This is a genomic window from Pseudomonas sp. Pf153, from assembly GCF_001269775.1.
GTDB classification, from domain to species: domain Bacteria; phylum Pseudomonadota; class Gammaproteobacteria; order Pseudomonadales; family Pseudomonadaceae; genus Aquipseudomonas; species Aquipseudomonas uvaldensis.
The window spans coordinates 252,654-274,876 of sequence record NZ_LHVL01000030.1 but is presented as its reverse complement, the minus strand read 5'-3'; the positions used below and the strand labels follow the sequence as shown (position 1 = coordinate 274,876).

The window sequence follows — 22,223 nt, the reverse complement described above, 5'->3', positions numbered from 1 at the left end:
GCATGACCCACCGTTGTCTTTATCGCGCCCGGATGTTGTTGAGTCTGTGCACCGGTTGGGCGGTGATCAGCCCCTCCTGGGGCGCCGAGGCAGGGCTGAGCCTGACCGCCGCGTACGATGCTTCACGGCTCAACGATCCGACCGTGCAGTCGGCGGCCCATGCTTTCGAGGCTTCCCGGCATGAAGAAGCCATCGGGCGAGGCGGGCTCTATCCGCAAGTGTCCCTGACTTCACGCTATGGCTACGGTGGACGTACCGATGGCGGCGACGACAGCGGTTATGTCAACAGCAACGACTACCAGGCCAATAACGTGTCCCTGGTGGCGCAACAACCGCTCTATGACAAGGGGCGCTGGGCCGCTTATCAGGAGGGCAAGGCACGGGGGCGACTGGGCAGCCAAGTGTTCGATGTGGCCGGGCAGACCCTGTATGACCGGGTCGCCAAGGGTTATTTCGACGTCGCCCGGGCCGAGAACGAGATCAAGCTGATCGCCCAGCAGAAAGCCGCCATCAATGGATTGGTCACGCAGAGCAAAAAGCTGTTCCAGGGAGGGCAGGGGGCGATCACCGACATCGACGAGGCCCAGGCGCGGCTCGATCTGGTGGAGGCCCAGGAAGCCGAGGCCCAGGCGCGTCGGGTGGCGGCGTTGCGGGCGTTGTCGGGGCGTGCCAGCGTGCCTATCGATGACATTCTGCCGATGCGCGAGGAGCTTGCCGCCAGCAGCCCGATCCCGCCGGAGCAGGACCTGCGTTACTGGACGGCCATCGCCCGTGAAGCCAGCCCCGAGCTGGCAGCCCGGCTGGCGGCGGTGAAAGTGGCCGAGGCGCAGGCCGACAGCCAGCGTGCCGGGCACTATCCGACCTTGTCCCTCACCACCCAATTGACCCGTCGGGAAACCCGCCAGTACCAGGAGCTCGATCCACGCCAGGATACCTACTACGTGGGAGTGCAGCTGGATATTCCGCTGTACCGCGGCGGCGCGGTACGGGCTTCGGTGGCCAAGGCCGAGGCGCAACTGGCCGGTGCCCAGTCGGACTACGACGTGCAACGCCAACAACTGGCGGAGGATATCGAAACCGATTACCAGGGCGTGGTGGCCGGGTTTGCCAAGAGCAAGGCCATGCAACGGGCGGTGGAATCCAACCAGCGGGCGCTGACCTCGACGGAAAAAGGCTTCCAGGGTGGCGTGCGCTCCACTGTCGACATCCTCGACGCTCAGCAACGGGTCTTCCAGGCCCGTCGAGATCTGCTCAACACCAAGCTCGATATGCTGCAAAGCTACGTGAGCCTGCACACCCACACCGGGCAGATGAGTCGTGCTGTACTGGAACAGGTGCAAGCGCTTTTCTGAGTCAGCTATCGCCATCGCGGGCAAGGCTCGCCCGCGATAGCGGTGGGTCAGCTGCCTCGGGCCTCGCCGGTCCAAACCTCCTCAGGCGGTAAAGTCACTGGCATGCAACTCCTTGACGCCGACCAGTTCGAACTCGAACTCCGCCGTGGCGTCGGCGTCGACGCTGCCGTAGAGGATGCCATCGACAAAGCGCAGTTGGCCGGTGGCGTTGGTGGCGTCGAAGGCATTGCTGCCGATGAACGTGAAAGTGTCGACGGTGGCGGTCAGCGGGTTGGCGTCCAGGCCGGTCAAGTCCAGGTGGTCCAGCTCCGTGCTCTTGAAGCCGCTGATCACATCGCGCAACGCACCCACGCCCATCTCCGACAACGCCGAAAACGCATAGGTATCGGCGCCGGTGCCACCGCTCAGGTTGTCGGTGCCCGCGCCGCCGATCAGCCGGTCATCCCCCGAGCCGCCCACCAGCACGTCGTTGCCCGCGCCACCGTTCAGGATGTTCCCGGCGCTGTTGCCGGTCAGGGTGTCGGCGTAGGCACTGCCGGTCAGGTTCTCGATGTACTTCAAGGTATCGAGGCCCGAGCCCACGGTGTTCTGTTGCGAGGACGTCGAAAGGGTCACGGTGACGCCCGCCAGGGCACGTTCGAATGATGCAGTGTCGTTGCCGTCACGCCCGTCCAGCACATTGTCGCCGGCACCCGCGAACAGGGTGTTGTCCAGCGCGTTGCCCGTGCCATTGGCCGCGCCGGCGCCAGCGATGTACAGGTTCTCGACGTTGTTGGCGAGGGTGTAGGCCGCGAGGCTGCTGTGGACGCTATCGACCCCGCCGGTCAACGCATTGGCGTTGGTCTCGATCACGGTGTCGCTGGCATTGTCCACGTAGTACGTGTCATCGCCGTCGCCGCCACTGGTGCTGTCGGCTCCGGCGGCGCCATCGAGCACGTTGTTGGCGGCGTTGCCGGTGATGAAGTTGCGTCGCTCATTGCCGGTGCCGTCGATGTCCGAGACGCCGGTGAGCACCAGGTTCTCGAGGTTGGCGCCCAGGGTCCAACTGACCGATGCCTGTACCGTATCGATCTGCGAGGTCGAAGTGTTGGTCTCCACCACGCTGTCGAAGGCGTTATCGACGATGTAGATATCGTTGCCATCGCCCCCGGTCAGGGTGTCGGCACCCAGGTCACCGTCCAGCGTATCGTTGCCGGAACTGCCCACCAGGGTATCCGCCTGGTCGGTGCCGACAATCATCCCGCCTTCATTCTGGGCGTTGTCGAAAATGTCCTGCACACTGTTGTTGTCGTTGGGGTTGCCCTGGAAGCCCAGGTCATCGGCAATGTAGTCCGCCAGGCGCTGGCCGACGATTTCCGCCGACTCCTCGTGCAGATGCCAGACATCATCCGGGTACACCAGCGGATCGACTTCGTAGCGCAGGGGCAGGTCGGTGTAGTCCACCGCCAGCTTGACATCCGCGCGCTCGGCGGCGATGGCCTCCTGGGCGGCACGGACATAACCCACTCCGTCGACGATGGCGGCGATTTTCTCTTCGGAATAACCCCGGGCACGCGCCGCATCCTGCTCGTAGTGACCGGTCTCCATCAGGTACACGTTGAAATTGCCGAACTGGGCATGCAAGTAGTCGAACACTTTCAGGGTTGCCGCCTTGTAGGCTGCGGCGGCTGCCGCTTTGTCCGTCGAGCGGGCGATTTCCTGGGCGGCTTCCTCGCCCTGGCCCCAGATGATGCCCATGGTGACGTTGTCGATGGCCTTGAGTTCGGTGAGCTGGTCGCGCAACAACGTCACGGCACGCAACAGCGCCGGTCCGGGTTGGTTGGTATCGGTCAGCCACCAGCACAGCTTCAGTTCGTCGGGGCCCAGGGTCGACAGGCCGTTGACTGTGCTGCCACCCACCGCGATGTCGATGCCATTGCCGTCGGCATCGGTGAACTGGCTGCGCACGTCATAGGTCGTGTACCTGTCCAGGTCGTTGACCAGCATTGACGTGCCGGATTGATCGTCGTCCTCGGTCATGCGCAGTAGCCGCGCATTGGATTGGCCGAGGGTCGGCAGATAGAGAATGTCCTGCTGGGCGCGCTCGCCGAAGACGAAGTCGTTGGCGGTCAGGGTGTTGAGGTAGTTGCCGTTGAGGGCGATTTCGAAGCGGTTGCCGTCGGCGTCGGCCTCGGCGGACTTGATGTAGGTTTTGTCGCCCGCCGAGTTCAACGTCATGTAGAGCGTGCCGTTGCTGCCATCGCCGAGGCCGGTGAAGCCCAGGCTGGACACGTCGATCTTGTCCATGCCCACGGTGAAGTCATAGACCGTGTCAGTGGCCGTGACACCGCCGGTGTCGTAGTCGCGGTAGCTGTCGAGCACATTGCTGTAGCGGAAGGTGTCGGCACCATCGCCGCCGTACAGCGAATCCCGTCCGGCACCGCCATCGACGATGTCCGCGCCGGCAGCGGCCTTGATCGTGTCGTTGCCACCCAGTCCGAGTATCAAGTCCGCGCCTGCCGTGCCATTGAGGGTTTCGGCGTTGTTGGTTCCGGTGACGGTGTTGGCGGGGGCGTCGGCCACCACCAGGGCGAAGTTGTCGCTGACCGAGGCACCCGAGGGGTCGGTGGCCTTCACCAGCACGTCGTAGCTGCCCGCGGCGGTGCTGGTGGGCGTGCCGCTGAAGCTCAGGCTGGTGGCGTTGAATTTCAGCCACGAGGGCAGGGCGCTGCCGTCGGCGAGGGTCGCGGTGTAGGTCAGAACATCCTGGTTGGCGTCGGTGAAGCTGTCATGGGCCACGGTGTAGCTGAACGGCGTGTTTTCACTGGCCGTCTGGTCGAGCAATGGAATCGTCACCACCGGCGCGACGTTGCTTGGCGTGTTCTGGTCGGCGAAGACGAAATGGGAGGCGGTCAGGCTATTGAGCAGGTTGCCCGCCAGTGAGACTTCGAAGCGGTTGCCGTTGGCATCGACGGTCAGGTCCTTGAGGTAGGTCCGGTTGGTCGAGGAGCTGTAGGTCACTTGCAACGTGCCATTGAGGCCGTTGCCCAGACCGGTGTAGCCAAGTGTCGAGACGTCGATCTTGTCGGCGGCCACATCGAAGTCCAGGATCTGGTCACTGACGCTGGTCGAACTGGTGCGGTAGCTGTCGAGTCTGGAGGTGAAGCGGAATACATCGGCGCCCGCGCCGCCGGTGAGTTTGTCCACGCCGGTGCCACCCACCAGGATGTCATTACCAGCGCCGCCGTTGAGCGTGTCGTTGCCGGCGCCCCCGAACAGTTGCTCGTTGGCCGCGGTGCCGGTAAGCGTGTCGTTGTTCGGCGTGCCGTTGATCACGATGGGGGCGGCGGGCGCATCCTGCACGGCCAGGGTAAAACTGTCGCTGACGCTGGCATTGCTGCCGTCGGTCGCGGTGACCTGGATGGCGTAGGTGCCCGATGCCGTGTCGCTGGGCGTGCCGCTGAAAGTGCGGGTGGCCGCATCGAACACCAGCCAGCTGGGCAGTGCGCTGCCATCGGCCAGTTTGGCGGTGTAGCTGAGGCTGTCGTTGTCCGGGTCGCTGAAGCTGGTAGCCGGTACCACGTAGCTGAATGGCGTTTTTTCCGTTGCGTTCTGGTCCAGCAGCGGCGTCGCCACCACGGGGGCCTGGTTGGTCGGGGACGAGGTGGCGAACACGAAATTGGCGCTGGTCAGCGTGTTGAGGTAGTTGCCGTCCAACGCCACTTCGAAGCGGTTGCCATTGGCATCGGCGGTGAGGGACTTGATATAGGTTTTGGTACCGGCGCTGTTGAGCACCAGGTACACGGTGTCGTTCTTGCCGTCACCCAGCCCGGTAAAGCCCATCGCAGAGAGGTCGATCTTGTCGGAGGCCACGTTGAAATCGGTGATCAGGTCGCCGAGGTTGGCGCCTCCGGTGTTGTAATTGCGGTAGCTGTCCAGGCGGTTGGAGAACACGAACGTGTCCGCTCCGGCACCGCCAGTCAACGTGTCCATGCCGGCACCGCCATCGAGCTTGTCATCGCCCGCAACGCCGCTGAGGCTGTCGTTGCCCGCCAGGCCGAGCAGGGTGTCGGCCGCATCGCTGCCCGTCAGCGAGTCGTTGCCGCTGGTGCCGGTGACCACGCGATTGAAGATGAAATTGCTGGCGGTCAGGGTGCTGGCCAGGTTGCCGGACAGAATCAGTTCGAAGCGATTGCCACTGGCATCGGCATCGTAGTCCTTGATGTAGGTGCGGTCGCTGGTGGCGCTGTAGCTGACCTGCAGGGTGCCGCCACGGCCATTGCCCAGGCCGGTGAAGCCCAGGTCGGCGAGGTCGATCTTGTCCTGGGTGACGTCGAAATCGGTGATCGTGTCATCGAAGCTGGACGTGGCGTTACGGTAGCTGTCTGACTGGCTGGCGAAGCGGAAGGTATCGGCGCCGGTACCACCGGTGAGTTTATCGACGCCCGCGCCGCCCACCAGGATGTCGCCGCCGGCGCCGCCATTGATGGTGTCATTGCCCGCGCCGCCGTAGAAAATCTCGCTGGCGCTGCTGCCCAGCAGGGTATCGTTGCCGGCCGTGCCTTGCACGGTGGTCATCGGCACCGTGGCGCTGACGTAGCTGCCATCACCATAGACCAGCGTGGCGCCCTTGCTGGTGTGGCTGATGGTGTTGGCGATGATGGCGTTGCGATCCGTGCCGTCCTCGTTGCGTTCGGCTACCCCGTAGGTCGACAGGTCACTGCCGCTGATGAGGTTGCCCTGGATGAGGTTGTCGCTGCCGTTGAAGTATTTGCCGGAGACGCCCAGGGTGTCGTCGTAGGACTGGATGATGATTTCCGGTACGGCGCCGCCGAGGGCGTTGTTGTTCAGGGTGTTGTCGATAATGTCGACGTGGTTGCTGCCGTATATGCGGATCCCGGCGCTGGCGTTGTCATGGATGTCCACGCCGGTGACGTCGACTTCGCTGGACAGCTTGATCAGCACGCCTTCGGCACCGTTGCCATAGACCTCGCCCCCCGTGATGGTGATGTTGCTGGGGGAGGGGATGTCCTCGCTGCCGCGCTGGACCACGATGCCGTTGCCGCCGTTGTCGTAGGCGATGTTGTTGGTCAGGGTGAAATCATGGGTGCTGGTGACGACGTTGAATCCGTGGCGGTCGTTGTTGTAGGCGACGTTGTTTTCGAAGGTGCTGTCGCTGAGGAAATCCGCCACGAAGCCGTCCAGGCCGTTGCCATGGGACACGCTGTTCTTGATGACCATGTTGACGGTCTGCTCGTGGGGGTCGAAGCCGTATCCGGAGCAGTCCTTGATCTCGACGCTGTCGATCGTGACGTTGGAGTCATAGCCTTCTTCGCCTGGTATGTATCCATTGAACCAACCGTCGACCTTGCCGGTGGTGCTGTCGCGGTTGCCGTCGATGGTGAGATTGCTGACGCCGAAATCGTGGGTTTCCTCGCCATAGGCCGAGCGGATGATGCCGGTGATCTTGGTGTCGGAGCCATCGGCCAGCTTGACCGTGGTGTCGCCCATGCCGTCGCCGTACAGATAGACGTTGCTCTTGAGCATCAGGCAACCGTCGGACGGTTCCTCGCCTCCCGAAACAATGTAGGTCCCGGTGGGCATATACACCTGGCCCCCGCCGGCGGCGGCCGCCGCATCGATCGCAGCCTGGATGGCTGCGGTGTCATCGGTAATACCGTCTCCTTTGGCGCCAAAATTTTGTACGTTGAAAATCATGAGCTTATCTCCGTATCGGGCTGGAACCACGGTAAATGCCAATATTCCATCGGCGACCACGGAGTTAGGACCCGGCGGAGCGGGAAAGTTGTGACCGCACATCGGGAGAAGTGTCAAAAAGCTGAACTAACGGATCAGCGGTCGGGAACTACGGATTGGAAAATAACGTTCTGTTGACGCATGACCTGTGGGAGCAGGTATTCAGGACTTTGTTGACTGGCATCAAATGGGGATGACGGGGGCACGCGGTAGCCTCGGGATAAACCCTCCGCCGGTGAAGAATCCCCCATGAGTTATCCGCTGTTTCTGACGTTGCACCTGTTCGCCGCGCTGGTCTTCGTCGGCACGGTGTTTTTCGAAGTGCTGTTCCTGGAGAGCATCCGCAAGCAACTGCCCGCCAAGGTCATGGTGCTGTTGGAACAGGGTATCAGCCAGCGAGCGCGGCAATTGATGCCTTGGGTGTTGCTGGTGCTGTTCGGGGCGGGCGTTGCAATGGTCTGGCTGCGCTACTGGCCCGCGCTGATATCGCCCATGCACTCATCGTTCGGTTTGTTGCTGGGGCTGAAGATTCTTCTGGCAGGCAGCGTACTGGGACATTTTCTCTGGGCCATGTGGCTGTTCAGGCGCGGTCGGATGAATGCCCGTTATGTCCGGATCATCCATACCCGCGTGTTCCTGCATCTGGTGGCAATCGTGCTGCTGGCCAAGGCCATGTTCTACGTCGCCTGGTAAGCCGATGGTGTGGGGTTCCGGGCGCTTGATACAGGTCAAGGTGAGGGGCTGGCTCAAGACGGACAATGTCCCGGCAACCACTCGGAGATTGTCATGTTCGACCTGTTTCATAAATTCCACGGAGGTGTCGGCTCCCTCGACCTGCTCCGAGGGTTGCGCGACAGTCGTCGCAAGTGCCGGCCGTTGTCGCTGTCGGTGCACCTGCCGTCGCGTTTGAGGCTGGCGTCCTGCTCGCCACTGGCCAGCGTCTGCCGATGCGCCGAAATCGACGTTTATCTGCAACGCCTGAAGTACGAGATGGGCCTGGTCGGCTGTCATCTGGGGGCAGGCCGCAGGGTCGAGCAGTTCTGGCTGACCGGAGGGACGCCGGTGATCGCTCATTTGCAGCAACTGATGGGCGATCTGCGCAAGCGCTTTGACTTTTCCGAGAGCGGCGACCATAGCATCGAAGTGGACCTGCACCACACCGACTGGGCAACCATGGGTTTGATACGCGACCAGGGTTTCACCCATGTCAGCATCGGTGTGCCCGACATGGGCGTCGACCGGGACATGGCGGTGGACTGCTATCAGAACCCGGCCCCGATCCATTCGCTGATCGACGCGGCGCGAACCTTCGGTTTTCGCTCGGTCAACATCGACCTCGGCTATGGTCATGCCTGGCAAACGCCCCGCAGTTTTGCCGTGAAATTGGCGACGTTGATCGAACTGGAGCCGGATCGCTTGCATGTGTTCGATTACGCCAGAGCGCCCTGGCGCTACCGTTCGGTCAACGCCGGAGCGGTGGAAGCCTTTTGTAGCCAGTCCGACAAGGACGCCATGGCGCGGATCTGCTGCGAACAGTTGCTCGAAGCGGGTTATCACTACATCGGCCAAGGGCAGTTCGTCAGGGCCGACGATGACCTGGCGGTTGCCCAGGAACATGGACGGCTGCATCGCAATTGCCAAGGGTTTACCCGACACGGTTGTTGCGATCATGTGGGGTTCGGGCTGGCGGCCGTCTCTCAGATCGAACATCTTTACGTACAGAACACCGAGGACCTGCTGCAGTACCGCCAGCAACTGGACGCCGGACAGCTACCGGTCTGGCGTGGCTGGCGTTGCGAAGCCCAGGACCGGATCCGCGCGACGGTGACCGAACACCTGGCCTGTGACCTGGAGCTGGATATCCCCGCCATCGAGGCACGTTTCGGGCTGGATTTTCGCGAACACTTCGCCTCGATCTGGCCGCAACTGCAAACCTTGCATGCCAAGGGATCGATCGAATTGTCGAGCCGCTTCATCGGCATCCTGCCGGCCGGACGACTGGACGTGGACGCGATCTGCGAACTGTTCGACCCCCGTCCGGACGAGGCCGGAACGGCGCCCTTCGACCCGATACTTGACCCGACTTTTCGAGAACTGAATCCACCATGAATGCCCCCTCCGGTTTCAACCGCGCCCTGGTCGAGAAATACGACCGTCCGGGGCCACGCTACACGTCCTATCCCACCGCGCCGCAGTTCCATCAGGCATTTGCCATGGATGAGTATCGCCAGGCGGCCCAGCGCAGCAACCAGGCACCGATCCCCAAGCCGTTATCGGTGTACATCCATATCCCGTTCTGCCAAAGCCTTTGCTATTACTGCGCGTGCAACAAGATCATTACCCGCAAGACCCACCGCGCGGCCGAATACCTGACGTACCTCAAGCGGGAAATCGCCTTGCAGGCAGCGTTGTTCGACCGCTCGCGCAAGCTGACCCAACTTCACCTGGGCGGTGGTACTCCGACCTACCTGTCCCATGAACAACTGGCCGATCTGATGGGCTGCCTGCGCCAGGCCTTCGACATGGATGACAGCGACGCCCATGAATTCTCCATCGAGGTCGACCCGCGCACCATCGGTGCCGAACGGGTGCGGGGCTTGCGGCAATTGGGGTTCAACCGTCTGAGCTTCGGTGTTCAGGATTTCGATGCCCAGGTGCAGGCCGCGGTGAATCGGGTGCAAAGCGAAGCGCAGGTTGCGCAATTGGTGGAGGCCGCCCGTCTGGCGCGCTTCAAGTCGGTCAGTGTCGATTTGATCTACGGCCTGCCATTGCAAACCGTCGCCAGTTTCGACGTTACCCTGAGCAAGATCATCGCGCTGCGTCCCGACCGGATCGCCGCCTACAGCTACGCGCACCTGCCGCAGCGGGTGAGGGCGCAACGGATGATCCGGCCGGAAGACATGCCGCCACCGGAGCGCAAGCTGGAGCTGCTGGAGCTGACCATCAATCGCCTGACCGAGGCCGGTTACGTCTACATCGGCATGGACCACTTCGCCCTGCCGGACGATGAACTGGTGCGTGCACGAGCCGAAGGCACCTTGCAGCGCAATTTCCAGGGCTACTCGACCCATGCCGATTGTGACCTGATCGGTCTCGGGGTCTCTTCAATCGGCAAGGTCGACGACAGCTATAACCAGAACGTCAAGGAGCTTTCCCAATACTACGCGCGCCTGGAGCAGGGGCTGCTGCCGGTGCAGCGTGGCTATCGCCTGAGCGCCGACGACTGTGTGCGGCGCGAAGTCATCAGTGAGTTGATGTGTCATGGGAGGATCGACTTCGCCCGCATCGAGGCCGTCCATGGCGTTCGTTTCACCGACTACTTCGCCGATGCGCTGGTCCGGCTTCAAGAGCAGGTACGCGACCAACTGGTGCAGATCCATCCCGACACACTGGTGCTGCTGCCCCAGGGGCAGTTGATGATGCGCAGCGTCGCGATGGCCTTCGATGCCTATCTGGAGGTGGCCCCGACGGTCCAGTATTCGCGAACGGTCTGACCACAAGCCGTGCGGGGGAGGGTCTCTAATTCCCTCAGGTGTTTTCGCCGCCAGGGTCCACGGAGGCCGGGATCAGGTCGCGTATCGCATAGAATCCCTGTACCAGGCGTTTCTTGGCCCGGTACTCGCACAGGAGTAGCAGGGTGTCGGGCAGTTGGGAGATGGACGAGGCGTGCTTGACCACCATGGTCTTGCCTCCCGAGCGTAAGCGAACCAGCGTTCCGGGTTCGAATGTACCCATCATCAGTCACCTCGCAGTCAGTGTCTGTGTGCGTTCGAGCCAACCCCCACCCAGCGCCTTGTACAGGTTGACTTCGGCGAGCAACTGGGCCAAACGATCGACGATAAGCGTCTGGCGGGCGCTGAACAGCGAACGTTGTGCATCGAGAAACGTCAGGCTGCTGTCGACGCCGATACGGTACCGGCGCTCCGCCAGCCTGTAATAGTCCTGGTTGGCCTGTACTAGATCGTTCTGTGCGATCAGCTGGTCCTTATAGGTCTTGCGGGCCGCCAGGCCATCGGATACTTCCTGGAAGGCGGTCTGGATCGATTTTTCATACTGCGATACACGAATGTCTTTCTGGATCTTCGAATAATCCAGGCTCGCCCGCAGGCTGCCCGCATTGAAAATCGGCAGGTTGATCTGGGGTTGGAACAGCCAAGTGCCCGATCCCCCCTTGAACAATCCCGACAACTCGTTGCTCGAACTGCCGGCGTTGGCGGTCAGGCTGATGCTCGGGAAGAACGCGGCACGGGCGGCCCCGATGTTGGCGTTGGCCGATTGCAGCAGGTATTCGGCCTCGAGGATATCCGGTCGCCGTTGCAGCAAGTCCGAAGGCAGGCCCGCTGGGACTTCGGCCAGCAAGTCCTCCGACAATGCCCGGGCAGGCAGGTCATCGGCGACCGATGCGCCGACCAGCAGGGTGAGGTTGTTGAAGTCCTGGGCCACCTGGCGCTGGAACTTGGCGAGGCTGGCCCTGGCGCTTTCCACCGAGGTTCGCGACTGGCTCAGGTCCAGGGCCGAGGCGGTGCCGACCTGATTGCTGCGCTCTGTCAGGCGCAGGCTCTGTTCGAAGGATTGGAGGGTGTCGCGGGTCAGCGCCAGCAATTCCTGATCGGCACGCCAGGTCAGGTAGGCGCTGGCGACACTGGCTACCAGGCTCAGCTGGGTGCTGCGACGGGCTTCTTCACTGGACAGGTAGACGAGCGAGGCCTGGTCGCTGAGGCTGCGGATGCGTCCGAACAGGTCGAGTTCATAAGCGCTGATGCCCAGCGTGGCGGAGTACGAACTGCTGATTGCGGAATCGCCGGTCTGTGTGATGCTGGCGGGCACCCGCTGGCGCGAACCGGCGCCGGTGGCACTGACTGCCGGGAACAGATCTGCACGCTGGATCCGGTATTGCGCCTGGTAGGCCTGGACGTTCAGGGCCGCCACGCGCAAGTCGCGGTTGTTGCGCAGTGCGCTCTCGATGAGTTGTTGCAGCGCCGGATCACGAAACAGGTCGCGCCAGCCCTGGTCGGCCGCGACAGGTCCTGATAGTGCCGGAGCATAGGCCGACGTTTGCGGATACTGCGCGGCGACAGGGGCCGCGGGGCGCTGGTAGTCCGGAATCAGCGAACAGCCGCCGAGCAGCAAGGTGGCGGCTGTCAGAGGGCTCAAGAATTTATGCATCGACCTGTCTCAATAGTGCCTGCTCAAGCCCCGTTGGCACGGGCAGGCGGGGTCTGTCGGGGCAGCGGCCTTGCGCGCCGGTTCGTCATGATCCGATCATCCATTTCGCCAGCCCGTGCCGCCCGCTGACGCCAAGCTTGGCTGCGGCACGCTTGAGGTAGGTTTCGATGGAGCTGTTCTTGACCTGGAGTTTTTCCGCGATCTCCGGAACCGTGCCACCGGCCAGAAGCCCCAGGCAGACTTCTTTTTCCCGCACCGACAGGGTGACGTCGCACGGGCTCAACCGTTCATCGAAATCACGCTGCAGTTGCGTTTGCTCCGCGGCATTGAGCGAGTGACCCGAAGCACCGCCGGGGGCCTTGACGCTTGACTGGCGATTGAGATGGGCATGGCGCTCCGCCAGTGGCAGCAAGGTTTCGGAGAGGTATTTCAGAAAGGACAGTTCCTGAAGGGAAAAGTCACGGTGCAGTTGCGGTCGGTGCAGCGAGATCACGCAACGGCGGTTGCCTTTACGGGAAATCAGGCTGCATTGGTGGGACGTACCGAGGCAGGTGTTACCCCTTTCGTCCTTCATCCTGGCGCCCAGGTGGATCAGCAGGGCGTCGTCTACTTCCAGCACCCGTTTCACCAGGGGGTGGTCGTTGCGCTGGACCGCGGTGGTGGGACAGACGGATTGCATCTCGGGGCTTTTTTGCAGGCCCGCGTCCCCTAGCAACTGCACATCGAGAACGCTCGTCTGAGTATCGTCAACTGTCCATTCGCTCAGTTCGAGTCGACTGACAGGCACCGATGCTTCGATCAGCTGGTGCATGTTGGTCAAGAAACTCTCGTGTCCGACACTTGAAATCAGCCTTCCTAGCTCTGCGTAGATGTGCGTGTTTTGCGCACCTCCAAAAACCGCATGTCGATTCATATGCTTATCCTGCATATCGAAACTGCTTTGCATTTCAGTGATCGTTGACGGAGGAAAATCCGACCGCTTCCCAAAATGCTGAAGCCTTTCTGGATTAATACCTGTTGATCAATATCACCTGTGAATCCATTCGCATGAAAAACGATTCAGCTGGTGGGACTATTAAGCATTCTCATGTAGGAAAAATCTGTAAGGGAAAACAGGGACATCGTGTGGAGCGGGAGGGGCGTTGTCTGACCGACGACACCAGACCAGATTCCGCCAGTGCGGAAATCAGTTTCCGCACTGGCGGTTTGGCAGAGGCTTTTTGCGATTCGAAAATCCTTATTAAACCAATGAACTGCGCAGCTATCGGGCTCATTCGAGTGACGTCCTGTCCGTTTTTTGGCGGTGTTGCGGCGGATCGTTCCGGACAGCAGGGGCCGGAATCTGAGTTCCAATTATGGAGGGCTCCGTCGGATTTTGAATTTTTTTTTCATTTTTTGTCTATGCGTGAGTCAATTTCAGTCATTGACGTAGTCAGGGATCGGCTGTAAGCCGCCCTTGAATGACAGGATGTCGAGGTTTTTCTTGCGCCAGCTGCTTTGCGGGACCAGGCGGAAATACAGTTCCCTGACCCAGCAGGCAACCGCCGATTCGGCCTGTTCGATACCGCTCATGAAGCGAGCGGCGTTGACGATCCCGTTGGCCCGGGGCAGTCGATACGCCTGGTAGAGGGCCAGCGCGGTGCGCAAGTCCGGCGTTTGCGCCAGCCGGTCGGCCAGTACCACCGCGTCTTCGATCGCTTGTGCCGCGCCTTGGCCCAGGCTGGGCAACATCGGATGGGCTGCATCGCCCAGCAGCACCACGTGCCCGTCGCAGAACTGTTTGACCGGAGGACGATCCCGGGCGTGCATTTTCAGTAATGCATTCTCGGGGGTGGCCTCGATGGCTGCCATGACTTCCGGCGCCCAGCCGGCATAAGTCGCCCGGACCTCTTGTTTATTGACGTTCAAGGCGGCGTGCGCGGCATTATCGTGGTTGCAGGTTCCCCACCAGTACGCCTGGCCGCCCCCTACGTCACACAACCCGAAGCGTTTGCCACGGCCCCAGTAATGCGCCACATAGCCTTCGCTCATCACTGGATGGCTGAAGGGCGTTACCGCCAGCCACGCGATATAGCCAGAGGCGCGTGTGGGCGTCTCGCCGAGCATCTGCTGGCGGACAACCGAATTGAGGCCGTCGGCGCCGATCAGCAGGTCCGCCTCGTGGCTGCTGCCATCCTCGAACCGCACTGTCACGCCGTCCGGGCGATGGGCGTAGCCCACACAACGCAATCCGGTGATCAGCGTGTCGGGTGCGAGCTGCGCGGCGAGGGCGCGCAGCAACAGTGGGCGCTGGATATTCACGCTGGGGTGGCCCAGTTGTTCGCCGATCTCATGGATCGGCATGCGGGTGATGGGCGTGCCGTTTTGTCTCTTGAAGCAGAACTGGCGGATTGCCTGGCCAGCCTGTTCCACGGGCAGGTGGGCATCGATGGCGTGCAGCGCCGCCATCGCATTGGCCATGATGGACAATCCGGTGCCGCCGGTTCGGAGCGTCTGGGCCGCTTCGAAGACCCTGACCTGCCAACCTGCTCGTTGCAGGGCGATGGCCGCGGTCAGCCCACCGATGCCGGCGCCTGCCACGATGGCTTTCCTGGGTTCAGTCATGTCGTTCACCTTTTTTCGAATGGGGGGTGATTCAAACGAACGCCGTCCTGGCGCTGGCGTTCTCAGCCCGTGCGGCGTCCATGCGTAATCTGATGAATTCGGCCACTCGCCGGATGTGCGGTTCGCGCATCATCGTCAGGTGGTCACCCTCTACGGCGATGCGCTGCACCTGCGGCGCAATCGAACGCCAGCCTCGGTAGGGATCGGCGAAGGCGGTCCCCACCAATTCATGGGGGGCTTGCAGCACATCGGGTAGCTGGACATCCGCAGCGAACAACGTGATGGGCAGGTCCAACGGCGGGAAGCGGTAGTCCAGCAAGGATTGCCAGTTGGCGTGGAAGACCTGGAACAGTTGGTTCAGGGTGGCCCGGGTCAGGGTTTCGTCGAACAGGCCACGGTCGATCCCGTGTTGCCTGATGGCATCGAAGGCATCCGGGTCGTCCAGGGACGAGAAGTCGAGTGCCTGGTAGTCGTAATCCTTCTGACCGTCGCCGCTGAGCAGCTCCCACATGAACCAGTTCATGAATTCACTGCGTTCTATCTGCACCTCGCCCTGCTTGATGCGCACGATGGTGTCCAGCAGGAACACGTTGTGCAGGCGTCGCCCACGGCGGCGCAGCTCGCTTGCCAGCTCGTACGCAACGACGCCGCCATATGACCAGCCACCGATATTCAGGGGACCTCGTGGCGCGACCTGTTCGATGGCATCGGCATAATGGATCGCCTGGGCCTGCACGGATTGCAGCGGTCCGCGTTCATCCCAGGTCCCCGGTGCCTGCAAGGCATAGAGATGGACCTGGTCTTTGAGAACGCGGGCCAATGCGGCGTAACACAAGACATGGCCGCCGATGGGATGAACCAGGAACAGCGCAGGTGCCTGGCTGGCGTTCTTGAAATCCACCAGCGCGCCGGTGTCCCGGGGCATGGCTTCGGTCCGTTGCAGCACCTGGGCAAACTCGGCGATGGTCGGTGCCTGGATGAAGTCGGAGAGCGACGGTTCGAAGCCCTGGTGCCGGGTCAGCATGGCAACCAGTTGCACGGCCTTGAGGGAGTTGCCGCCCAGCTCGAAGAAGTTGTCGTGGACGCTGATGTTCTCCAGGTCCAGGGTTTCCTGCCAATAGGCCTGCAGCAGGTCCTCGGTGACATTCCTCGGGCCGGTAAAGGGGCGTATCGAGGTGTTCTCGACCTCGACTTCCTGCAAGCGTCGACGGTCGATCTTGCCGGTCGGGCCCAGTGGGATCCGGACGATGCCGGCCAGCGTGGTCGGTACCATGTAGTCGGGCAGCGCCAGGCGCATTTCGGCCTTGAGTTGGTCCAGGTCCGGCTGACGGCCCGGGATGGCCTGGATGAAGCCCACCAGGTAACGGCTGCCGTCCGCCGCTGGCTTGTCGATGACGGCCACCTGTTGAATCTCCGCGCCGAACCGGGTGGAGCCGAGGATGGCCAGTTCGATTTCACCCAGCTCGACGCGATAGCCGCGGATCTTGACCTGGGCGTCGCTGCGGCCCTGATAGACCAGATCGCCCGAAGGCAGATAGAACCCTACGTCGCCGGTTTCGTACAGGCGACGGGCCTTGCCTTCCAGCTGGCGATAGACGAAGCGTTCGTCAGTCAGGTCGGGACGGTTCCAGTAACCGTTCGCCAGGCAGGTGCCTTCGATATAAAGATCTCCCATGACGCCCACAGGGCAGGCCTCGCCCGCTGCGTCCAGCACATGCATGCGCACCCCTTCGATGGGCGTGCCGATGGGCGGCATGCTCGGCCAGGCCGCCGCGGCATCTTCGAGTGTCAGGCTCGTGACCACGTGGGCTTCGGTGGGACCATAATGGTTTTCAACCCGGCAATCTTCGAGGCTATCGATCAGGTTGCGGATTTCACCGGTGATTTTCAGTTGTTCGCCGGCCACATTGATCTGGCGCAGCGAAACAGGTCGAATACCGAGTTGCAGCGCCACTTCGGCCAACCCCTGAAAGGCAACGTAGGGCAGGAAAAGGCGATTGATGCCCTGTTCACGAATCAACTTCAGCAGCCGGATGAAGTCATAGCGCAGCCCTTCGTCGATCAAGACCAGTTCCCCGCCGCAGCACACCGTGGAGAAAATTTCCTGGAACGATACATCGAACGAAATGGGCGAATACTGCAGAGTCTTCAGCGGTGCGGCCGCCGGGGTGTGCTGGGGCTGCTGGCGAATCTGCCAAACGATCATGTTGGTCAGCGCACGGTGGGGCATCGCCACGCCCTTGGGGCGTCCTGTGGAGCCCGACGTGTAGAGCACGTAAGCGTTATCTTCACCGGCGATGGTGTCGGCCACGAGGGCAACCCGTTCATGGCAGCGCGCCAGGTCGTCGTCGAACTCCGCCGTCACGCTATCCCAATGGCGCTGCACCGTCTTGCCGGCGAGTGCCGCGAGATCTTGCGACGCATCGGCGAACAACACCAGGCCTGGCTGTGAGTCTTCCAGGATCAGCCTGATACGGTCATGGGGGTAGCTCAGATCGATCGGCACATAGGCCGCGCCGGCCTGGACCACACCGAGCAGGGCAACGATCAGCTCGGGGGAGCGGGGCATCATGATGGCTACCCGATCCCCTTGGCCGATACCGTGCCGGGACAGCCAATCGGCCAGCTGTGCGCAACGGTCACGCAATTGGCGATAGGACAGGCGGGTCTGGTTGAAGCTCAGGGCCGTTTGCTCGCCATGGCGCGACAGGCTGTGCTCCAGCAGTGTCGATAGATTGTGCCGAGGCAACGGCGCTGGCACAGGGTTGGTTGGCCCGAGGTCGGGGAGCCAGGCCGGTATGCGAGGCGGGGCGTCGGGCTCGGCGATCATCAGGTCAAGGGTGCGCAGCAGATAATCGGCGTAAGCCTCGGCCTGACACGTGGCGACGCGCGCCGTGCAGTAATCCATCTTCAACATCAGCGAACCATTGCCAGGATGGCGACCCAGGGTGGTCAGCAGGTCGTAGTTGCTGGCTTCGGTGGTCTGCCATTCGACGAGGATCTCTGCGTCCCGGGCCACCATGTCCTTGAGCACATAGAAATCGACGTAGTTGAACACGACATTCAGGGCGACAGCGGTATCGCGATGGATCAGGGCGAATGGATAGCGTCGATGTGCAAAGACCTTTCGCTCCTCGGCGGCCGTTGCGCGGATCACCTCCAGCCAACTCGAACCCCGCGCACTGAAGCGTACGGGCAGGGTGTTGAGGAACAGGCCCAGGACCGAGGCCGCGTCTTCGAACTCAGGCCGGCCATGACTGATGACGCCGCACAATACCTCTTTATGGTTGGACAGAATGGCTTGCGCGAAACCGTGGGCGGCCAGTAATACCGCACGCAGCGGCAGGTCGTGGTCGCGGCAGAACGCTTCGAGTCGTGCCAGTTCAGCCGCGGGAATTTCCCGGTAGGCCGAGCGATGAGGCGTCGGATCCGGCGCAACCGCCGGCACCCAGCTGGTCATGGACGCGGCGGGTGCATTGCTGAGGTAGGCACCCCAGAAACGGCGGTGGTCGTCATTCGCCATGGCCTGTCGTTCCAGGACGATGAAATCGGCGGGCGTGGTACTCAGCCGGGGCAATGGCTCTGTGTCCGGCGCCGAGGTGTAGAGGGTGACCAGGTCGCGCATGAGCGTCGCAACGCTCCAGCCGTCGAGAATCGCATGGTGGAAGCTCAACACCAGGTCGATTTCCTCCGCCGCCACGAACACGCAGAACTGATACAGCGGCGCTCGCTGCCAGTCCTCGCGGTGACGCTTGCGTTCCTCCACGTAGGCGTCGATGACCTGTGCACGGGCCTGCGCGCTCAGCGACAGGGTATCGATGACCTGCACAGGCGATTCGACCCTGGCGTGCACGCGGGCCATGGGAATCTCGGCATGTCCGATATCGAACGACATGCGCAATGCCGGGTGGCGGCGGATCAAGGCGTCGCAGGCACGTTCCCAGGCCACCGGATCCCAATGCAAGCGCAGGCGGTAGCGGAAGATGTCGTGATAGATCGCCGAGTCCGGGTGCATCATCGAGTGGTAAATCATCCCGACCTGCAACTGCGAGGCCGCGAACACATCATCGAATTCACCCTCGCTGGCCTGGCGGATCGCCTCTGGAACCTGGGCGAAAGGCACGACGTGCGTCGAGGGCAGCAGCGACGTCGGCGTGAGGTTCGGCGCCTGGAGGCTTTGCGCCAGCTCTGCGATGGTCGGGTGCTGGTAGACCTGTGCCAGCGTCAGCCCGATCCCTTGTTCACGGGCCTGGATCTGCAAGTGGATGACTTTCAGGGAGTCGCCGCCCAACATGAAGTAGTTGTCGTGAATGCCCGGCGCGGGTCGATTCAGGTTGTCTGCCCAGAGTTCGGCCAGCGTCTGTTCCAATGGATTGCGAGGCGCCGTCGTATCGGTGCTGCCAGAGGTGTGCCCCGGTTCGGGCAAGGCCTTTCGGTCCAGCTTGCCATTGGCGTTCAAGGGCAATTGCTCGAGCTGGATCAGGTGGCGGGGCACCATGTAGTCAGGCACCTGCCTGCGCAAGGCCTCGCGCAGACTTTGTGGGCAAAGGGTGCTGCCGGTCTCGCTCACCAGATAAGCGCTGAGGAACGCGTCCCCGTCAACTGCCTGGCGGGCGATCACTGCCACTTCCTTGACCCCTTCGCAGGCCGCCAGGTGCGCTTCGATCTCGCCGAGCTCGATACGCAGGCCACGGATCTTCACCTGGAAGTCGTTGCGTCCGAGGTATTCGAGGCAGCCATCGGGCAGCCAGCGACCGAGATCACCGGTTTTGTACAGGCGGGCTTCGGGGGCGGCCTGGAACGGGTCGCGGATGAACCGTTCGGCCGTCAGCTGCGGACGGTTCAAATAGCCTCGCGCCACGCCGATGCCGCCGATGTGAAGTTCGCCGGCGGTACCCGGCGGCAACGGCTGCAGGTGCTCATCAAGGACATAGAGCCGGGTATTGGCAATGGGATGACCGATGGGAACGATACCCGGGTGCACATCGGGGCGGCATTGCCAGGCCGTTACGTCGATGGCCGCCTCGGTAGGGCCATAGAGGTTATGCAACTGTACCTGCGGCAGGTGGTGGAAAAAGCGCTCCTGCAACGCAGGGGGCAACGCTTCGCCACTGCACAGCACCTGCTTGAGTGCGGGCAAGCGCTGTGGCACGACCTGATCGAGGAAGACCTGCAGCATCGACGGTACGAAATGCAGCAGGGTGATGCCGGTGCTCGCCATGATCTCCATCAGATAGCGAGGATCCTGATGTCCACCGGGGGCGGCCACGACCAGTTGCGCGCCGCTCAGCAGCGGCAGGAAGAACTCCCAGACGGAGACGTCGAAGCTGAACGGCGTTTTCTGCAGGATGCGACTGTGCTCATCGACCTGATAGGTATCGCGAGCCCAGAGCAATCGGTTCACCACCCCGTCATGCTGGTTCATGACACCCTTGGGCATACCGGTAGAACCGGAGGTGTAGATCACGTAGGCCAGGTGCCGCGGCGTCAATCCCAGTGCGCTGGCGTCAGGGTTGTGCGCCGGTTGACGAACCATGTGTTCGGAATCGCTGTCCAGACACAGCACTGGCGATATCACGGCGGGCAGGTTCGCCAGTTGCGCACGGGTGGTGATCAATGCGCTGGGGGTGCAATCCCTCAGCATGTGTTCCAGGCGATCGGCCGGGTAACCAGGGTCCAGGGGCACATAGGCACCGCCCGCCTTGAGGATCCCCAGCAGGCCCACCACCATCTCCAGGCTCCGTTCCAGGCAGATGGCGATCCGGGCGTCGGGGCGGACACCCATCTCTATCAAGGCATGGGCCAGCCGGTTGGCCTGTTGGTTCAGTTCCTCATAGGTCAGCGTCCGGTCTTCGAACCGGACGGCTATCGCTTCGGGATGTGTGGCCACCCGCGCTTCGATCAACTGATGTAGCAGCACGTCCCTGGGATAGTCGACGCGGGTACTGTTCCACCCGGTCAATACCTGTTCACGCTCCGCGGGTGGCATGAGATCGAGCGTCTTGACCGGCGCGTCGAAATCAGCGAGCACCCGGTCCAGGAGGCTCATGAAACGTTGTTGCAATGCCTCGATCTGCGCCGCATCGAAGTAGGCTTCGTTGTAGATGAAATGCATCCACACGTCGTCCTCTGGGGCGGCTTCACGAATGTGCATCGCCAAGGGCATCTGTTCATAGCCGTTGCTGAGCTTGACCGGTTGTGCAAGGGCCGAACCGTACCGGGTGTCCTGGTCCTGCTCGTAGGACACCACCAGGTCGAACAACTGCCGCCGGCCCAGGTTCTGCAGGCCCAACTCGCGGTTCAGCTCGCTCAACGGGTAGCGTTGATGGCGGTAATCCTGCTTGAGCGTCAGGGCAATCCTGGCAACCAATTCACTGAAGCCCAAGTCGGTGCCCAGGCTCAGGCGCACCGGACTCATGCCGACGAACAGGCCGACCGTGGCTTTGTGCGTGGCGTTGGCGCGATTGAGGATCGGCAGGCCGATCACGATTTCATCGCGCAGGGTCACGCGGACAAAGTAGGTGTACAGCAGGCCCACCATGGCGTGAAAAACCGTCCCCTGGCCGCGTGCCCTGGCCTGCTCACCAAGGCGGTCGTACAGCGCTCGGGGCAAGCGCCAGGCGTGGTTGCGGCTGGGGGCCACGCGCTGGGCGAATCGACCTTGATAGCGGGGTGCGAGCAGTGGCTCGGGTAGGGTGCGGTACTTATCCAGCCAGTATTGGCGCTGGCGACGCACCGACGGCGAGTGCTTGTCGGTGTCGGATTGCTGCTCGACATACGCCTGGTAGGTGGGCGCCGGCAGCCGCGTTTGTGCCGGGTCCGAAAGGGCGGTATAGGCCTGGCTGATGGCACGGCCGATCATGGCGAAGGACCAGCCATCGATGATCAGGTGGTGACAGTTGACGAAAAAATAGTAGAGGTCTTCCCGCACCTTGAGCAGGGCCGCGCGAAACAGCAATCCACTGTCGAAGGAAAACGGCGCTTGCAGGTTGGTTTGCAGCAAGGCCAGTGCGCTGGCTTCAGGGTCGGCCTGTCCGGATACATCGTGCAGAGCCAGCGGAACATTCACAGACGCCAGGAAGCGCTGTCGCGGCAGGGGATGGTCAGGCGAGCCGGGTACCAGCTGGATGCGCAACGCGTCATGACGGTCGACCACTTGCTGGACGGCCAGTCGCATCCGCGAGACATCGACCGCTCCGTTGATGCGTGCATAGCCGCCAATGTTGTAGAGCGGGCTATCTCCGTGCAGGACCTGGTCCAGCCAGATGTCCAGTTGTGGGGCAGTAAGGGGGTAAAGCACGTCCATGTCCGTCGTCCTTTTCAAAGCCCGACGGCAAACGGATGGCCGCTTCCCGTCGGTGACTG

Annotated in this window: 11 protein-coding genes; 5 read left to right on the top strand and 6 right to left on the bottom strand. The window is 62.2% G+C overall.

What is annotated here, in order from left to right:
* Window positions 1-2 precede the first annotated feature (2 nt).
* Window positions 3-1,352, top strand: a complete 1,350-nt coding sequence (locus tag AD666_RS22360) for a TolC family outer membrane protein (RefSeq protein ID WP_053156937.1) — start codon at window positions 3-5, stop codon at window positions 1,350-1,352.
* An 81-nt stretch (window positions 1,353-1,433) separates the two neighbouring features.
* Here AD666_RS22360 and AD666_RS22355 read toward each other — a convergent pair whose 3' ends face one another.
* On the bottom strand, window positions 1,434-7,049 hold the full coding sequence (locus AD666_RS22355) for a putative Ig domain-containing protein (protein ID WP_053156933.1): 5,616 nt from the start codon (window positions 7,047-7,049) through the stop codon (window positions 1,434-1,436).
* A 288-nt stretch (window positions 7,050-7,337) separates the two neighbouring features.
* On the opposite strand from AD666_RS22355, the gene AD666_RS22350 reads away from it, so the two are divergent.
* The 3 genes from AD666_RS22350 (at window position 7,338) to hemN (ending at window position 10,582) form a co-directional block, all read left to right on the top strand.
* The gene (locus AD666_RS22350; RefSeq protein WP_053156931.1) at window positions 7,338-7,781 is read left to right on the top strand and encodes a CopD family copper resistance protein; all 444 of its coding nucleotides are present in this window, start codon (window positions 7,338-7,340) and stop codon (window positions 7,779-7,781) included.
* A 93-nt stretch (window positions 7,782-7,874) separates the two neighbouring features.
* The gene (locus tag AD666_RS22345; RefSeq protein WP_156315978.1) at window positions 7,875-9,197 is read left to right on the top strand and encodes a coproporphyrinogen III oxidase; all 1,323 of its coding nucleotides are present in this window, start codon (window positions 7,875-7,877) and stop codon (window positions 9,195-9,197) included.
* Window positions 9,194-10,582, top strand: a complete 1,389-nt coding sequence (hemN, locus tag AD666_RS22340; protein ID WP_053156927.1) for an oxygen-independent coproporphyrinogen III oxidase — start codon at window positions 9,194-9,196, stop codon at window positions 10,580-10,582. Before AD666_RS22345 ends, hemN begins: the two co-directional genes overlap by 4 nt.
* A 34-nt stretch (window positions 10,583-10,616) precedes the next feature.
* Here hemN and AD666_RS22335 read toward each other — a convergent pair whose 3' ends face one another.
* From AD666_RS22335 to AD666_RS22325, 3 genes are all read right to left on the bottom strand, one after another.
* Window positions 10,617-10,823 carry a hypothetical protein gene (locus tag AD666_RS22335; RefSeq protein ID WP_053156925.1) on the bottom strand — a complete coding sequence of 69 codons (207 nt, stop codon included), beginning with the start codon at window positions 10,821-10,823 and terminating at the stop codon, window positions 10,617-10,619.
* Between the two features lie 6 nt (window positions 10,824-10,829).
* Window positions 10,830-12,254: an AdeC/AdeK/OprM family multidrug efflux complex outer membrane factor gene (gene adeC / locus AD666_RS22330; RefSeq protein WP_053156922.1), complete on the bottom strand. Its 1,425-nt coding sequence runs from the start codon at window positions 12,252-12,254 to the stop codon at window positions 10,830-10,832.
* A gap of 85 nt (window positions 12,255-12,339) precedes the next feature.
* On the bottom strand, window positions 12,340-13,167 hold the full coding sequence (locus tag AD666_RS22325) for a helix-turn-helix transcriptional regulator (RefSeq protein ID WP_053158812.1): 828 nt from the start codon (window positions 13,165-13,167) through the stop codon (window positions 12,340-12,342).
* A 104-nt stretch (window positions 13,168-13,271) separates the two neighbouring features.
* Here AD666_RS22325 and AD666_RS26510 point away from each other — a divergent pair, with 104 nt between their 5' ends.
* Window positions 13,272-13,703 carry a hypothetical protein gene (locus tag AD666_RS26510; protein WP_156315977.1) on the top strand — a complete coding sequence of 144 codons (432 nt, stop codon included), beginning with the start codon at window positions 13,272-13,274 and terminating at the stop codon, window positions 13,701-13,703.
* Here the strand turns inward: AD666_RS26510 and AD666_RS22320 are convergent.
* Window positions 13,671-14,858, bottom strand: a complete 1,188-nt coding sequence (locus tag AD666_RS22320) for an FAD-dependent monooxygenase (protein ID WP_053156919.1) — start codon at window positions 14,856-14,858, stop codon at window positions 13,671-13,673. The two genes, AD666_RS26510 and AD666_RS22320, sit on opposite strands and share 33 nt — an antisense overlap.
* 31 nt (window positions 14,859-14,889) lie before the next feature.
* Complete coding sequence (locus AD666_RS22315) at window positions 14,890-22,164, bottom strand: non-ribosomal peptide synthetase (RefSeq protein WP_053156916.1); 7,275 nt, start codon at window positions 22,162-22,164, stop codon at window positions 14,890-14,892.
* Window positions 22,165-22,223: the final 59 nt, after the last annotated feature.

What these genes read in the sequence shown, in the direction of transcription:
- hemN (WP_053156927.1), top strand. Translation starts at nt 9,194, where the DNA reads ATGAATGCCCCCTCCGGTTTCAACCGCGCCCTGGTCGAGAAATACGAC.
- AD666_RS22345 (WP_156315978.1), top strand. Translation starts at nt 7,875, where the DNA reads ATGTTCGACCTGTTTCATAAATTCCACGGAGGTGTCGGCTCCCTCGAC.
- AD666_RS22320 (WP_053156919.1), bottom strand. Translation starts at nt 14,858, where the DNA reads ATGACTGAACCCAGGAAAGCCATCGTGGCAGGCGCCGGCATCGGTGGG.
- AD666_RS22315 (WP_053156916.1), bottom strand. Translation starts at nt 22,164, where the DNA reads ATGGACGTGCTTTACCCCCTTACTGCCCCACAACTGGACATCTGGCTG.
- adeC (WP_053156922.1), bottom strand. Translation starts at nt 12,254, where the DNA reads ATGCATAAATTCTTGAGCCCTCTGACAGCCGCCACCTTGCTGCTCGGC.
- AD666_RS22335 (WP_053156925.1), bottom strand. Translation starts at nt 10,823, where the DNA reads ATGGGTACATTCGAACCCGGAACGCTGGTTCGCTTACGCTCGGGAGGC.
- AD666_RS22325 (WP_053158812.1), bottom strand. Translation starts at nt 13,167, where the DNA reads ATGAATCGACATGCGGTTTTTGGAGGTGCGCAAAACACGCACATCTAC.
- AD666_RS22355 (WP_053156933.1), bottom strand. Translation starts at nt 7,049, where the DNA reads ATGATTTTCAACGTACAAAATTTTGGCGCCAAAGGAGACGGTATTACC.
- AD666_RS22360 (WP_053156937.1), top strand. Translation starts at nt 3, where the DNA reads ATGACCCACCGTTGTCTTTATCGCGCCCGGATGTTGTTGAGTCTGTGC.
- AD666_RS22350 (WP_053156931.1), top strand. Translation starts at nt 7,338, where the DNA reads ATGAGTTATCCGCTGTTTCTGACGTTGCACCTGTTCGCCGCGCTGGTC.